Origin of the sequence: Streptomyces smyrnaeus (genome assembly GCF_017676345.1) — a bacterium.
Taxonomy (GTDB): Bacteria; Actinomycetota; Actinomycetes; order Streptomycetales; family Streptomycetaceae; genus Streptomyces; species Streptomyces smyrnaeus.
This window is the reverse complement of sequence record NZ_JAFFZM010000005.1, coordinates 287,499-302,050: the sequence shown is the minus strand read 5'-3', so window position 1 is coordinate 302,050 and position 14,552 is coordinate 287,499. Positions and strand designations below refer to the sequence as shown.

The 14,552-nt window shown below is 73.2% G+C and carries 12 protein-coding genes; 5 read left to right on the top strand and 7 right to left on the bottom strand.

What is annotated here, in order from left to right:
• Positions 1-4: 4 nt before the first annotated feature.
• The 4 genes from JW613_RS11055 to JW613_RS11040 all read right to left on the bottom strand — a co-directional run bounded on the left by JW613_RS11055 (position 5) and on the right by JW613_RS11040 (position 6,023).
• Positions 5-1,198 carry a thiolase C-terminal domain-containing protein gene (locus JW613_RS11055; RefSeq protein WP_209210602.1) on the bottom strand — a complete coding sequence of 398 codons (1,194 nt, stop codon included), beginning with the start codon at positions 1,196-1,198 and terminating at the stop codon, positions 5-7.
• A 29-nt stretch (positions 1,199-1,227) separates the two neighbouring features.
• Positions 1,228-3,528 carry an acyl-CoA dehydrogenase family protein gene (locus JW613_RS11050; RefSeq protein WP_209210600.1) on the bottom strand — a complete coding sequence of 767 codons (2,301 nt, stop codon included), beginning with the start codon at positions 3,526-3,528 and terminating at the stop codon, positions 1,228-1,230.
• A gap of 81 nt (positions 3,529-3,609) precedes the next feature.
• Positions 3,610-4,875, bottom strand: a complete 1,266-nt coding sequence (locus JW613_RS11045; RefSeq protein WP_209210598.1) for a hypothetical protein — start codon at positions 4,873-4,875, stop codon at positions 3,610-3,612.
• Between the two features lie 47 nt (positions 4,876-4,922).
• Positions 4,923-6,023 (bottom strand): hypothetical protein, encoded by a 1,101-nt coding sequence (locus JW613_RS11040; RefSeq protein WP_209210597.1) that lies wholly within the window; start codon positions 6,021-6,023, stop codon positions 4,923-4,925.
• 247 nt (positions 6,024-6,270) lie between these two features.
• Between JW613_RS11040 and JW613_RS11035 the strand changes: the two genes are divergently transcribed.
• The 4 genes from JW613_RS11035 (at position 6,271) to JW613_RS11020 (ending at position 10,063) form a co-directional block, all read left to right on the top strand.
• Positions 6,271-6,906 carry a class I SAM-dependent methyltransferase gene (locus tag JW613_RS11035; RefSeq protein ID WP_209210595.1) on the top strand — a complete coding sequence of 212 codons (636 nt, stop codon included), beginning with the start codon at positions 6,271-6,273 and terminating at the stop codon, positions 6,904-6,906.
• A 100-nt stretch (positions 6,907-7,006) separates the two neighbouring features.
• Positions 7,007-7,918: an N-acetylmuramoyl-L-alanine amidase gene (locus JW613_RS11030; protein ID WP_209210692.1), complete on the top strand. Its 912-nt coding sequence runs from the start codon at positions 7,007-7,009 to the stop codon at positions 7,916-7,918.
• Positions 7,919-8,039: 121 nt separating this feature from the next.
• A complete protein-coding gene (locus JW613_RS11025; protein WP_209210593.1) occupies positions 8,040-8,921 on the top strand; it encodes a hypothetical protein in 882 nt (293 codons plus the stop codon).
• Between the two features lie 134 nt (positions 8,922-9,055).
• The gene (locus JW613_RS11020) at positions 9,056-10,063 is read left to right on the top strand and encodes an LLM class F420-dependent oxidoreductase (protein WP_209210592.1); all 1,008 of its coding nucleotides are present in this window, start codon (positions 9,056-9,058) and stop codon (positions 10,061-10,063) included.
• A 119-nt stretch (positions 10,064-10,182) separates the two neighbouring features.
• Here the strand turns inward: JW613_RS11020 and JW613_RS11015 are convergent, their stop codons facing one another.
• From JW613_RS11015 to JW613_RS11005, 3 genes are read right to left on the bottom strand one after another with little or no spacing between them, the layout of a single operon-like run.
• Positions 10,183-11,250, bottom strand: coding sequence for a prenyltransferase/squalene oxidase repeat-containing protein (locus JW613_RS11015; RefSeq protein WP_209210591.1), 1,068 nt, complete (start codon positions 11,248-11,250; stop codon positions 10,183-10,185).
• Positions 11,247-12,041 carry a class I SAM-dependent methyltransferase gene (locus JW613_RS11010; protein WP_209210589.1) on the bottom strand — a complete coding sequence of 265 codons (795 nt, stop codon included), beginning with the start codon at positions 12,039-12,041 and terminating at the stop codon, positions 11,247-11,249. The genes JW613_RS11015 and JW613_RS11010 overlap by 4 nt, the downstream gene beginning before the upstream one ends.
• A 58-nt stretch (positions 12,042-12,099) precedes the next feature.
• Complete coding sequence (locus JW613_RS11005) at positions 12,100-13,539, bottom strand: glycosyltransferase family 4 protein (protein ID WP_209210587.1); 1,440 nt, start codon at positions 13,537-13,539, stop codon at positions 12,100-12,102.
• 261 nt (positions 13,540-13,800) lie between these two features.
• On the opposite strand from JW613_RS11005, the gene JW613_RS11000 reads away from it, so the two are divergent.
• A complete protein-coding gene (locus JW613_RS11000) occupies positions 13,801-14,490 on the top strand; it encodes a TetR family transcriptional regulator (RefSeq protein WP_245225323.1) in 690 nt (229 codons plus the stop codon).
• Positions 14,491-14,552 lie beyond the last annotated feature (62 nt).

Genomic DNA, 14,552 nt, shown 5'->3' with positions numbered 1-14,552 from the left:
CCGGTCAGCGGCGGAGCAGGGTGACCACCGCGGCGCCGCCCAGCCCGATGTTGTGGGCGAGGCCCACCCGCGCGCCGTGCACCTGCCGGCCGCCCGCCAGGCCCCGCAGCTGCCAGGTCAGCTCCGCGCACTGGGCGATCCCGGTGGCGCCCAGCGGGTGCCCCTTGGAGATGAGGCCGCCGGAGGGGTTCACGACCCACCGTCCCCCGTACGTCGTCGCCCCGGAGGCCACCAGCTCGCCCGACTCCCCGTCCGCGCACAGGCCCAGCGCCTCGTAGGTCAGCAGCTCGTTGACCGAGAAGCAGTCGTGCAGTTCGATCACGTCCACGTCCTCGGCGCCCAGGCCGCTCTCCTCGTACGCGCGGGTGGCCGCGGCCCGCGACATGGGGCGGCCCACCACATCGATGCAGGAGCCGGAGGCGAAGCTGTCCTCGGTGTCCGTGGTCATCGCCTGCCCGGCGACCGCCACCGCCTGGTCCTGGAGCCCGTGGTCGCGTACGAAGCGCTCGGAGGCGAGGACGGCCGCCGCCGCGCCGTCGGAGGTCGGCGAGCACTGCAGCTTGGTCAGCGGGTCGTGGACGGTGCGGGAGCCGAGGATGTCGGCCCGCGTGTGGACGTCCCGGAACTGGGCACAGGGGTTGGCCGCCGAGTGCCGGTGGTTCTTCTCCGCCACGGCGGCGAGCTGTTCGCGGGTGGTGCCGTACCGCTCCATGTGCTCGCGGGCCGCGTTGCCGAAGATCTGCGCGGTGGGCGGTGTCGTCCCGAAACCGTGCCGCGCGGCCATGACGCCGTAGTGCCGTGCGACGGGGGACGCCGCGAAGTCCCCGCTGCCGGCGCCCGCACCCAGGGCGCCCTTCTTCATCTGCTCGAAACCGAGCGCCAGTACGCAGTCGTTCAGCCCCGAGGCCACGAACTGGCGGGCCATCAGCAGCGCGGTGGAGCCGGTGGCGCAGTTGTTGTTGACGTTGTAGACGGGGATACCGGTGAGACCGAGCTGGTAGACGGCGCGCTGGGCCGCCGTGGAGGGCTGTTGGCAGTGGCCGACGACGGCCTGCTCGATCAAGCCGTAGTCGAGCCCCGCGTCGGTGAGCGCGGTACCGCCCGCCTCCTGGGCCATCTCCCAGTACCGCCACTCACCCGACTCGGGCTTGACGAACCGGGTCATCCCGACGCCGACGACGAACGCTGTACCGGTCATCCGTGCTCCTTGGTCCGTGGCCGGTCCGGTCAGATGAGGGGGCGGGGCTCCGGGTCGCGGGGCAGCCCGAGCAGCCGCTCGGCCACCACGTTGCGCTGGATCTGGGTGGTGCCGCCGGCGATGGTCAGGCACCGGGACATCAGGAAGCCGTGTACGGCGCCGCTGCCCGCGCCCTCGCACACCGCGCCGTAGGGGCCCAGCACTTCGAGGGCGAGTTCGGCGACCTTCTGCTGGTGCGGGGTCTGGATCAGCTTGCGGACGCTGGCACCGGCGCCCGGGTCGAGGCCCTCGACGCGCTGCAGCGTGGTGCGCAGCGAGATGCAGGCCAGCGCGTGCGCCTCGGCGGCCAGCGCACCGAGGCGTGCGCGCACCGTGTCGTCGGCGTCGTCGGCGTCGTCGGCGTCGTCGGCGGACCCCAGCCCCTGGAGCATCGCTTCGAGGCCGGTGCCGAAGGTGAGCTGGTCGGCCATGTGGACGCGCTCGTTGCCCAGCGTGTGCCGGGCCACCCGCCAGCCGTCGTTCACCTCGCCGACCACCGCGTCGGCGGGCAGCCGCACCTCGTCGAAATGGACCTCGTTGAACAGCGCGTCCCCGGTCATCTCCTTGAGCGGGCGGACCTCGATGCCGGCGGTGTGCTTCATGTCGACGAGGAAGAACGTCAGCCCCTGGTGCTTGGGCGCTTCGGGGTCCGTGCGGGCCAGCAGGATGCCCCAGTCCGCCCACTGCGCGGCGGAGGTCCACACCTTCTGCCCGTCGACCCGCCAGCCACCGTCCGAGGTGCGCTCGGCGCGGGTGCGCAGCGACGCCAGGTCCGAGCCGGCGTCCGGCTCGGAGAACAGCTGGCACCACAGCACGTCGCCGCGCAGCGTGGGCAGGAGGTGCCGGGCGCGCTGCTCCTCGGTGCCGTAGGTGAGCAGGGAGGGCACGACCCAGGTGGCGATGCCCAGGTCGGCGACCTTCACCCCTGACTCCGCCAACTCCCGCTGCACGGCCAGTTGCTGGACGGGCCCCGCCCCGAGCCCGTACGGCTTCGGCAGGTGCGGGGAGGCGTAGCCGGTGGGCGCCAGCGTGCGGCGGGCGGTGGCGGGGTCCTGGCCGCGGGCGGGCGCTATGGCCTCGCGCGCGGCGGCGCGGTACGCCTCCGCCTCGGGCGGCAGTTCCATCCGCACCTCGCGGCGTGCCCCGTCGACGGCGAGCCGGGCGGCCCGCAACCGGTGCGCGGTGCCGGTGCCGAGCAACTGCCGCGCCACCACGGCCCGGCGCAGATACAGATGGGCGTCGTGCTCCCAGGTGAAGCCGATACCGCCGAGGATCTGCACACAGTCCTTGGCACAGCTGTAGGCGGCCTCCAACGCGGTGGAGGCCGCCAGCGCCGCCGTCAGGCCGCGTACCTGCGCGGTGACCGCCTCCTCGCCGGCCGCGCGCGCCGCGTCCCAGGTGAGGGCGCGGGCCTGCTCGACGCGGACGAGCATGTCGGCACACAGGTGTTTGACGGCCTGGAACTGTCCGATGGGCCGCCCGAACTGCTCGCGGGTGCCCGCGTACGCGGTCGCCGTCTCCAGCGCCCAGGCAGCCACCCCGCACGCCTCGGCCGACAGCAGGGTGCACGCCAGGTCGCGTACGCAGGCGCTGTCCAGGGCCAGTACGCGGTTGGCCGGGATCCGTGCCCGGTGCGCCTCCACCTCGGCGGTGGGGCGCAGCGGGTCGGTGGACTCGTGGGCGCGTACGCCGAGCGCGGCGGCGTCGACGGCGAACCACAAGGGTGCGCCGGGGACGCCCGGCGCCTCCCCGGCCCGGTCGGCGGCCCGGTCGGCGGCCAGCAGGAGCAGGTCGGCCTGGGCGCCGCCGAGGACGGGTGGCGCGGTGCCGTCCAGGATCCAGCAGCCGTCCGGGCCCTCCGTCGCGGTGAGGGAGCCCGCGGCGAACGCCACGGCGCCGATGCGCTCACCTGTGGCCAGGGACCGGACCAGCTCGGGTCGGCCGCCCCCCGTGTGCAGGAGTTCGGCGGCGATCACGTGCGGCAGATACGGGCCCGGCAGCGCGGCGCGGCCGGTCTCCTCCAGCACGACGGCCAGGTCGAGCAGTGAGCCGTCCGAGCCGCCGTGGCCGGCGGGCAGCCGCAGCCCGCACAGCCCCTGCCCGGCGAGCCCGTCCCAGAAGCCGGGCCGGCCCGCGCCCGGTGGGGTGTCCAGGAGCTTGCGCCGCTCCTCGGGCGGCAGGGCGCGCGCCGTCCAGCCCCGCACGGATTCGGCCAACTCCCGCTGCTCCAGCGTGGTCCCGATGCTGCCGGTGCTCCCGTTCCGCCTGCCCGCTCCCCTGCCGATGCCCATGCGGGGCACAGTAGAACACGTTCCAGTAGGAGGGAAGGCGGGGAAGAGGCGGGATGGGCGTCCGGCGGCCGGGCCGTGCGGTCACAGGGCGGGCTCGGAGCCGGTCACCTTCACCTTTCCGCAGCCGATCCGCTCGGCCTCTGCGGAGACGTAGGCGGGCAGCAGCTCCACCATCGGCTCGCGCTTGCCGTCGACCCGCTCCTGCTGCACCAGGAAGGCGACGGGGCCGGTCTGGCAGGTGGCGATGTAGACGCTCATGTCGCCGAAGACTCCGCCGAAGCCGTCGCCGCGGAACCGTACGGGGCTGCTGTAGGCCAGCGGTATGACGAAGCCTGCCAGGTTCGGGTTCTCGATCGTGGTGAACCTGGTCGCGTCCAGGTCGAAGTTCCGGCCGTACTCGCACGAGTGCGCCGGACCCGAGACGTCGGTGGTGACGCGTATCGCCTTGGAGTCGTCCCCCGAGCCCTTCAACAGCGCGGGCAGCCGGGTGCCCTTGAGACCGCACAGCTCCTCCACGCCGTGCTCGTCCAGGGGCCGGCGCTCCGGGAGCCGGGCCAACTCGCCCGGCTGCGGATAGCGCCCCTGGCACCCCTTCTCGGCCAGCACACCGTTGGTCAGCTCGATCACGGCGTCGGCCATCGCGGTCCGGTACTCCCGCGCCTTGTCCGGGTCTTCCTCGAACGAGTCGAGCGAGCCGGAGGAGAGCGAGACGACCGTCGGCGGATCGTCGTGACCCCCGCCGCCCGTGCAGCTCTCGGGCAGGGCCACCCAGGCACGGGAGGGGGAGACCATGCCCGGGGTGTCACCGCCCAGCGGAACCATCGCCGGGGAGAGGAACTGGCGGGTCCACTCGCGCGCGCCCCGGCCGTTGAACTGTTCGAGCCTTCGGACCTGCGCCGAGATCTCCCACTTGAGCTCGTCGTCCTCCCAGCGCTGGAGACGGCACTCGGTGCTGGAGCCGCCGATGTCGCCGGTCGTCCGCAGCGACAACTCGGCCGACCGGATGTCCCCGTTCGTGACGAGGCGGTCCACGGTGTCGGCGGACAGCGAGCCCCAGCACATGTCCCGTGATGTGAAGGGCAGTTCTCCCGCGCGCCAGGCTGCGGTGCCCCCGGCCAGCAGCGCCCCGACGACGGCGCCGACGACGGCCGCGCCCGGCCTGCCGCGGAGCAGCCGCCGCAGCCGCCGACCCCGCGGGGTCGGGGCCGGGACAGCTTCCCGCTGCGGCTCGGGTTCCTCCCGGCCGGGGACGGTCTCCGGTCCCGCGTGGGGCTCCGGTGCCGCGTCGGGCTCCGGTGCCGGTTCGGGTGCCGGGGTCCGGGTGGGGTCCGGCTCCTCCTGAGGCATCTGGTCCCTCTCCCTGTCCCTGTCCTGTTCTTCGGGCCGCTGTTGGCTCATGACGCGGGCGCCACCGGGGCGCAGCCGAGGCGGTCGGCGACGGAGTCGGCGGTGGCCGCGAACACCCGGCGCGGGCCGGGATCGGCGGCGGCGGACAGGAGGCCGTCGAGTTCCATGTAGAAGACGGTGGGCCTGCCGTCGCAGGTGACGGTGAGCAGCCCGCGCTCGTCGCCGACCTTCCCCTTGCCGCGCCAGCCCTTGCCGGGTGAGGCATCGGGCGCCAGCCCCGTGAAGAGGGCGGCGAGCCGGGGCCGGGAGACCATCACGAACAGGGCCGCGGAGGTTGGATTGCGCACGTCCGTCTCGTCGATCACCGAACAGGTCTGCAGATCGTCGCGGACGGCCCCGATCCGGGCCTTGTAGCGGTCGTTCTTGTCCAGATCGAACCGGAAGCCGGGGATCCGGCACAGCTCCCGCCCCTGTGCCGAGAGGTCGTCGTCGGCGTCTGCGGCGGCGAGCGGCGAGGTGACCTCGAACGGCTCGCCGGGCGCGCAGCCCGCCTGCCCCGCGGCCTTGTTCGCGAGGGAGAGCAGCAGCTCGGCGACCTGCGTCTCGGAGCCCACGAAAGCCGCCGAGCGCAGGGGGGAGTTCGAGGAGCCCTCGACGGTCACCACGGTGGGCCGCCCGTCGGAGGTGTCGCACTTCTCCGGGAGGACGAAGACGGCACGCCGGTTGCCCACCAGCCCGGGCAGACCGTCCGGCAGCGGCGCCGACTCCGCGTCCAGGAAGTCCCGCAGCCACGCGCGCCGGTCCGTGGCACCGCGCGGTACGGGTGCGACCTCGGCGGTGACCCGCTCCTGGTGGTCGGTCTCCTGGACTGATCCGCCGTACGGGTTGCCGGTCTGCGTACTGCTGTCACCGGCGGCGGACTTCTCCTTCAACGTCACCGAGCAGGTGGCGCGCCCGCCCTTGCGGGGTGCGGCGGACTGCTTGCCGGTGCGCTCGTACCCGTCCAGGTCGCTGTCGAGGAAGTCGGGAACGTCGCCGTCGCTCTCCTGCCAGGCGCCCCAGCAGTAACTCGCCTTGTCGAACGGCCAGGTACCGGTGGCCCAGGTGCCGAGCCCGGCGCCGGCCAGTACGCCGAGTCCCAGCAGCACCGCGAGACCTCTGCCGAGGCCTTTGCGGCGCCGGGACGCCCCGGCGGCGGACGTATCGGACCTGTCGCTTCCCGTCACTCCACTCCCCCGTGTCCCGTAACAGTCCGGTGAGGGTACCTGCCGCCCGTGCGGCCGTTGCCGGTAGGGCAGCATGGAGCAGCCCACCGCACGGCAGCAGCCCAGCCCTCCCGGATGAACAGCGGACCCGGTGAGCGCGAGCCGGCCGACGACAGCAGAGGAACGAGCGATGAACCGTCCCGCCCCCGAGTCCAGTACGCGCGCCGCGTTCGAGGCGGCGAAGGGGTTCATGCCGTTGGAGGAGGGTCTGGCGCTGTACGCGGCGGCTGTCGAGGCGGGCGCGCTGGGGCTGCCGCTGCTGGAGGTCGGTACCTACTGCGGACGCTCGACCCTGCTGCTGGCCGACGCGGCCCGGCGTACCGGTGTGACGGCGCTCACCGTCGACCACCACCGGGGCAGCGAGGAGCAGCAGCCGGGCTGGGAGTACCACGATCCGGAGGTGGTCGATCCGGTCGTCGGGAGGATGGACACGCTGCCCACCTTCCGCCGTACGCTCCACGCGGCGGGCCTGGAGGAGCACGTGGTCGCGCTGGTGGGCCGCTCGCCCCAGGTGGCGGCGGTGTGGGGGACGCCGCTCGGGCTCGTCTTCATCGACGGCGGCCACACCGAGGAGCACGCCACCGCCGACTACGAGGGCTGGACGCCGCATCTGGCGCCGGGCGGGCTGCTGGTCATCCACGACGTCTTCCCCGACCCGGCCGACGGCGGCCAGGCCCCGCACCACATCCACGAGCGCGCCCTGGCCTCGGGCGAGTACACCTCCGGCCCCGCCACCGGCTCGCTGCGGGTGCTGCGGCGTGGCTGACGATCCGGGAACCGGACGGAGGCGGCGCGGCCCCGAGGCTCTAGCATCGGTGCCCGTGTCGAATGGATGCTTCGTGGGGCGGCGGCGAGCGGGCCGGCGTATGGCGGCCGTGCTGGTCGTGGGGGCCGTGTGCCTGGGTGCCGCCGGGTGCGGGGCGTTCGGCGACAGCGAGGGCGGCGGGAGCGACCGGCCGTCCCGATCCTCGCCCACCCCGACCGGCGAGCGCGACGGCCGGAGCGGCGAGAAGGACGACGACAAGCACGGCGACGACAAGCACGGCGGCAAGGAGCACAGCGGCAAGGACGACGACGGGCGCCAGGGGGCGCACAAGCCCGGGGCCTCACCGCTGCGGGGCAAAGTGATCGTCCTCGACCCGGGCCACAATCCTCGCAATCGCGACCAGCCCGGCAAGATTTCCCGGCCCGTCGATATCGGCACGGGAAAGAAGGAATGCGACACCACGGGCACCGCGACCAATTCCGGTTACCCGGAGGCCGAGTTCACTCTCGATCTGGCGCGCCGCGTCCGTACACAGCTACGAGAACGCGGTGCGACCGTCAAGTTCACCCATGACGGCAAGGAGCCGTACGGCCCGTGCGTGGACGAACGTGCGAGGAAAGGGAATCAAGCACAAGCGGACGCCGCCATTTCGCTCCATGCGGACGGCGCACCCGCCGGAAGCCGCGGTTTCCATGTGATTCTCCCCGCATCCGTGCACAAGGGGGAGGCCGACACCCGCAAGATCGTGGGCCCCTCCCGGCAGCTGGGCACCGACCTGCGCGACGCGTTCCGCAAAGCCACCGACGAGCCGCCCGCGAACTACCTGGGCGACGGCAACGGTTTGGACACCAGAGGCGATCTGGGCGGACTCAACCTCAGCAAAGTCCCCAAAGTCTTCCTCGAATGCGGCAACATGCGTGACCCGGCCGATGCCGCACTCCTCACGTCGGAGAAGTGGCGTGAAAAGGCGGCGCGCGGGGTCGCGGACGGCATCACCGCATTCCTCGACTGAGAGACGGGGAAGCATGAAACCGACAGGCGAACCCCCCGGCGCGGCCCGTAGTGTCATCCGTACGATGGGGTGCTCACCCCCGGCAGACCTCAACCATGACAAGACCGATTAAGGACCCCACGTGAACATCCGCTCGCTCACGCGAGGCGACGGCGCGGTGATAGGAGCAGCGGTGCTGCTGTTCATCGCTTCGTTCCTCGATTACTTCTCGACAGAGTGCGACGGCCCTGCTGAGTACTGTGACAAGGCGCCGAGCTTCAACGCCTGGGAGGACACGGACCAGCTGCTGATCGTCCTGCCTTCGGTGTTCCTGGCAGGCATCATCGGTGCCGCACTGCTGGTCATCGGCCGCTTCCTGCCGGAGGGCCGCAAGTTGGGCCCGGTGACGCTGCCGCAGCTCGGGACCGGCCTGATCCTGACCTCCGCGTGGGGTGCGGTGTGGTCGCTGATGCTCGCGCCGGACGGCGCCAACGTCAGCGCCGGTGCCATCCTGGCGGTGCTCGCCACCCTGATCGCCGCGGTCGCCGCGTTCATCACGCCGATCGTCCCGGCCCTCGGCGCCCCGCTGGTGCCCGCGGGCGGCGCGGGCCCCGCCCCCTACGGCGGGCAGTACCCGCAGCAGGGCGGCTACGGCTACCCGGGCGGCCCGCAGGGCGGCCAGCCGGGTCCCTACGGCGCACAGCCCGGTCAGGGCCAGCCGTACGGGCAGCAGCCGGGCCAGCCGCAGGCCGGGCAGCCGGGCCAGCCCGGCCCGGCCCAGCCCGCGGGCGGCGCCCAGGGTCCCGCCGGTGGCGCCCCGGACCCGAACTTCCAGCCGTTCTGGTTCGCCGTCCCGATGGCGCGTCCGCTCTTCCCCGAGGACGGCTCGCCGCAGCCGATCGCCGAGTTGGCGCCCGGCACCTGGTACCTGGCCGTGGAGCAGCGCGGTCAGGCACTGATCGCGCAGACGCAGGACGGCCGCCGCGGCGTCCTGCAGGACACCTCCAACATCCAGCGCGGCTGAGCCGCAGCCGGGCAGCACAGCGGCCCCTCGCCCTTCCGGGCGGGGGGCCGTTGCCGTACGCTGCCGGACCAGCGAACTGACGCCCTGTCAACTCAGGGCGGGCGCGGTGCTGCGGAAGAGGAGGGAGGCGGCGGATGCGGCTGGGACTGGCGCTCGGCTACTGGGGGCGCGGCCCCGACCCGCGCCACCTCGAACTCGTCCGCCGGGCCGAGGAGCTGGGCTACCACTCGGTGTGGACCGCCGAGTCGTGGGGCTCGGACGCGTTCACCGCGCTCACCTGGATCGCCGCGCACACCTCACACATCCGGTTGGGTACCGCGGTCGCCCAGATGGCGGCCCGCACCCCGACCGCCACCGCGATGCACGCGCTCACCCTCGACCACCTCTCCGGCGGCCGGCTGCTGCTCGGCCTGGGACTGTCCGGGCCGCAGGTGGTGGAGGGCTGGTACGGGCGCCCGTTCCCCGCCTCCCCGCTCACCCTGACCCGCGAGTACGTGGACGTCGTACGGCAAGTGCTGCGCCGCAAGGCGCCCGTACGGCTGGACGGGCGCTACCACACGCACCCGTACGCCGGCCCGGACGGCACCGGCATGGGCAAGCCGCTCAAGCCGATCACCCACCCGCTGCGCGCCGATCTGCCGGTACTGCTGGGGGCCGAGGGCCCCAAGAACGTCGCGCAGACCGCCCGTATCGCCGACGGCTGGCTGCCCCTGTACTGGTCGCCCACCCGGGCCCCGGTGTACGAGGCCGCGCTGGCCGAGGCACCGCCCGGATTCCTGGTCGCCCCGATGGCACAGGCCCGCGTCTGCGACGACGTCGCGGAGGGGCTGCTGCCGGTCAAGGCGATGCTCGGCTTCTACATCGGCGGTATGGGCCACGCGCGCCGCAACTTCCACGCGGAGCTGATGGGGCGCATGGGGTACGCCGAGGACGCCGCCCGCGTCCAGGCGCTCTTCGCCGAGGGGCGGCGGCAGGAGGCGGTGCACGCCGTGCCCGACGCCTTCGCCGACGAGATCTCACTGGTCGGCCCGCGCCGGCGGATAGCGGAGCGGCTGGAGCTGTGGCGCTCGGGGCCCGTGACGGACCTGCTGGTGACGGCACCGGACCCGACGACCTTGCGAGTGCTCGCGGAGTTGACTTAAAGGAGCGCGGGGAACTGCTCCCCCAGCCTCCGGCCGGGAGGTGCCCCCAAAGCCACAACGCACGAGCAGCCTGCCGAGGACGATCAGGGGCACCCCAGTAGCAAGCGCCCGGCGAAGGGCTAGCAGCAGTCGGGCTCCAGCCCATGGGGGAGACCATCGCCCCCGAAAACCTGCACGGTGGCGTCGTCGCCGCCCAGCGCCGCGACGGCCAGCAGCAGGGCCGCCGCCGTCCAGGTGGTGCGCTCGTCGGGCCAGATCGCCTCGTCCTCGAAGACGTACCCCGTCCAGTACATGCCGTCGTCCGCCCGCAGATGCTGCATCCAGCGCAGGATGTCCAGCGCGTGGTCCGACTCGCCCGTCGCCCACAGGGCCAGCGCCAGCTCCGCGCTCTCGCCACCGGTCACCCACGGGTTGGGGGTCACGCAGCGCACGCCGAGACCGGGCACCACGAACCGGTCCCAGCCCTCCTCGATGCGCTCCTTGGCGGCGGGCCCGCGCAGCGCACCGCCGAGCACGGGGTAGTACCAGTCCATGGAGTAGCGGCTCTTGTCCAGGAACCGTTCGGGGTGGCGGCGGATGGCGTGGCCGAGCCATCCGGCGGCCAGCTCCCAGTCCGGCTGCGGTTCCTCCCGCCGCTCGGCGAGGGCCAGTGCGCAGCGCAGGGCCTGGTAGACGGAGGAGGACCCGGTCAGCAGCGCCTCGGTGCAGGCGGTGCCGTCGGCGTCCCGCTTCCAGCCGATCTGGCCGCCGGGCTGCTGGAGCCGCAGCACGAACTCGACGGCGGCCACGACCGTCGGCCACATCCGGTCGACGAAGGTGTCGTCCCCGGTGGCCAGGTAGTGGTGCCACACCCCGACGGCCGCGTACGCGCAGAAGTTGGTCTCCCGGGTGCGGTCGGTGGGTGCGGCCGCGTCCCCGTCGGCGTAGGCGGCGTACCAGGAGCCGTCGGGCAGCTGGTGGGTGGCCAGCCAGCGGTAGGCGGCCTCGGCGCGGTCGTGTTCCCCGGCGGCGTCCAGCGCCATGGCGGCCTCGACATGGTCCCACGGGTCGAGGTGGTGGCCGCGGAACCACGGTATGGCACCGTCCGCGCGCTGTCCGGCCAGGATGCCCTCGACGGTCGACCGGGCCTGCGCGGCGGTCAGCACGCCGGGCAGCACCAGCTTCTCGGTCCGCTCCGGGCTGGTCACTTGGCCGCCGCGGCCGAGGTGTCGCGCGCCGACGGGTCGCTCAGGTCGGCGGGCTGCGCGAGGTGCGGCAGATGGGGCTTGGTGGCGTAGGCGACGAAGCTCTTGCCGATCAGCGGGTCGAGGGCGCGTTCGGCGAGGCGGGTGGCGAGCGGGCGCTTCATGATGTCCCAGACGAGCAGCTTGTGGTAGGCACGCACCGGCAGGGCCGCCCGGTCGCCGTCGCGGTCGACGCCGAAGGCGCACTTGAGCCACCAGTAGGGCGCGTGCAGGCCGTGCGCGTGGTGGGTGCCGTAGGGGCGCAGTCCGGCCTCCCGCAGCTTGGCGAGGAGTTCGGTGGCGCGGTAGATGCGGATGTGACCGCCCTCGACCTCGTGGTAGGCGTCGCTCAGCGCCCAGCACACCTTCTCCGGCCCGTAGCGGGGCACGGTGACGGCGAGCCGACCGCCCGGCCGCAGGACGCGCACCATCTCGGCCAGCACCCCCTTGTCGTCGGGGATGTGCTCCATGACCTCGGAGATGATGACGACGTCGAAGCTGTCGTCGGGGAAGGGCAGGGCGAGCGCGTCGCCCTCCATCGCGGTCGCGGTGGCGCCCTCGGGCGCCTCACCCGCCTCGGCCATCGCCGCGAACCAGGTGGCGACCTCGCGGATCTCCTCCGCGCTGCGGTCGAGCGCGACCACGCGTGCGCCGCGCCGGTAGCACTCGAAGGCGTGCCGTCCCGCACCACAGCCCAGGTCGAGCACACGATCGCCTGGGGCGAGCGGGAATCGGGAGAAGTCCACGGTCAGCACGGGGGATCAGCCTTCCACATGTTTTTCAGGGACGGGGGGCGGGGGTGGTGGACGCCGATCAACGGCTGTCGGCGGCGACCCGCACCGCCTCGGCGGGCGGGCGCACCACCGGAGCGGGCGAGGTCCGCCGGGAGGGCTCCCCCATGGCGGCGCGGTAGCACTCGACGGTGCGCAGGGCCGCCTTCTGCCAGGTGAACCTCTCCAGCACCCGCCGGCGCCCCGCCGCCCCCAGCCGGGCCCGCAACTCCTCGTCGCGCAGCAGCCGTACGAGCCCGGCGGCCAGCGCCCCCGCGTCGCCCGGCGGCACCGCCAGGCAGGTCTCGCCGTCGCGCCCGGCGACCTCCGGGATGGCGCCGCCGGTGGTGGCCAGCAGCGGGGTGCCGGTGGCCATCGCCTCGGCGGCGGGCAGTGAGAAGCCCTCGTACAGCGACGGCACACAGGCGACCTGCGCCGAACGGACGAGGCCGGCCAGCTCGGCGTCGCTGATGCCCTTGACGAACTCGACGGCACCGGCCAGCCCGTGGGCCTGCATCGCCTCGGCGACCGGGCCTTCCTCGGGGCGTTTGCCCACGACGACCAGATGGGCGTCGGGCCGCTCGGTACGCACCTTGGCCAGTGCCTCGATCAGGAAGACCAGGCCCTTGAGCGGGACGTCGGCGCTGGAGGTGGTGACGATACGGCCGGGCACCTCGGGCACCGCCGTATCGGGTGCGAACAGCCGGGTGTCGGCCCCGATGGGCACCACGTGGATGCGCTCGTGCGCCACGCCGAGGTCGTCGGCGATCTCCTGGCGCGACGACCCGGAGACGGTGACGACCGAGGGCAGCCTGCGGGCCACCCGGCGCTGCATGCGCGTGAAGCCGTACCAGCGGCGTACCGAGGCGCTCTGCCGCCAGCCGGCCGCCGCCTCCAGCTCCAGCCGGCGGTCGACGGTGATGGGGTGGTGGATGGTGGTCACCAAAGGGGCGCCGAGGGCGCGCACGCCGCCCAGGAGACCGTAGCCGAGCGTCTGGTTGTCGTGGATGACGTCGAACTCGCCGCGCCGGGCGGCCAGATGGCGACGGGCGCGCAGCGAGAAGGTGAGCGGCTCGGGGAAACCGCCCGTCCACATGGTGGCGACCTCCAGCAGATCGATCCAGTCGCGGTACTCGTCCCGCTTGGGGGTGCGGAAGGGATCGGGCTGGCGGTACAGGTCGAGGCTGGGCAGCTCGGTGAGGGTGAGCCGGCCGGGTGCGCCGGCGCCGGGCCGCCCGTCGAGCGCGCCCGGCGGTGTGCCGAGGCCGTCGGGGTCCGCCGGCTGGGCGGGGGCCTCCGGCTCGCCGAGGTCGTCGAGGACCGGGTAGGGCTGGGCGCCGATCACCTCGACGCTGTGGCCGAGGCGGGCGAGTTCCCGGGACAGATGGCGTACGTAGACACCCTGGCCGCCGCAGAAGGGGTTGCCCTTGTACGTCAGCAGCGCGATGCGCAGCGGGCGGTCGGTTACGGCCTCTGCGGTCACTCGCGGCCCCCTTCGTCACTGCGTTCCGCCGGAGCGTAGCCGCTCGCGATAACCTAGAACAAGTTTCAGGATTGACTTTCGGAAGGGGCGGATCCGGCAAGAACGCCGCTGCGGACCCGCGCCCGGACTGCAGAATTTACCGGCCAGTCACTTCGGGCGAGCCGCCGGAGCAGGTGATTCGCGCCACCCCGGCGGCGCCTGCAACAATGCACGGCTCCCTCAGGGCTTCAAGAACGCCACGGAAACGGGACCAACAACGCGATGCCGACACCGCCGCAGCCCAAGCCCCAGTCCACAGGCGGGACCCGTACGGGGGGAACCCGCTCCCGCGGGACCGAGTCTTCGCCGGCCCTCTCCGCCTCGCCCTCCCCACCGCTGACCGAGCGCCAGGAGGCCAGACGCCGCCGCATCCTGCAGGCCAGTGCCCAGTTGGCGCGCCGGGGCGGGTTCGACGCGGTGCAGATGCGGGAGGTCGCGGAGTCCTCGAACGTGGCGCTGGGCACCCTCTACCGCTACTTCCCCTCGAAGGTGCACCTGCTGGTCGCCACCATGCAGGACCAGTTGCAGCACATGCACGAGACCCTGCACAAACGCCCCCCTCAGGAGAGCGGGGCGGCGGCCCGGGTCGCCAAGACCCTGATGCGCGCCTTCCGCGCCCTGCAGCGGGAGCCGCAGCTGGCGGACGCCATGGTGCGCGCCCTCAACTTCGCCGACCGCTCGGTCAGCCCCGAGGTGGACACGGTCTCCCGGCTGACCACGGCGATCATCCTGGACGCGATGGGGCTGGAGGGACCGCCCACCCCCGAACAGCTCTCGGCCGTCCGCGTCATCGAACACACCTGGCACTCGGCGCTCATCACCTGGCTCTCGGGGCGGGCCTCGATCGCCCAGGTGAAGATCGACATCGAAACCGTGTGCCAGCTGATCGATGTGACGGCCCCACGGGACTGAGTTGCGGCACCGTACTGTGCGCCACCGTACTGTGCGGCACCGCGCTGAGCGGCGGCTCGCCC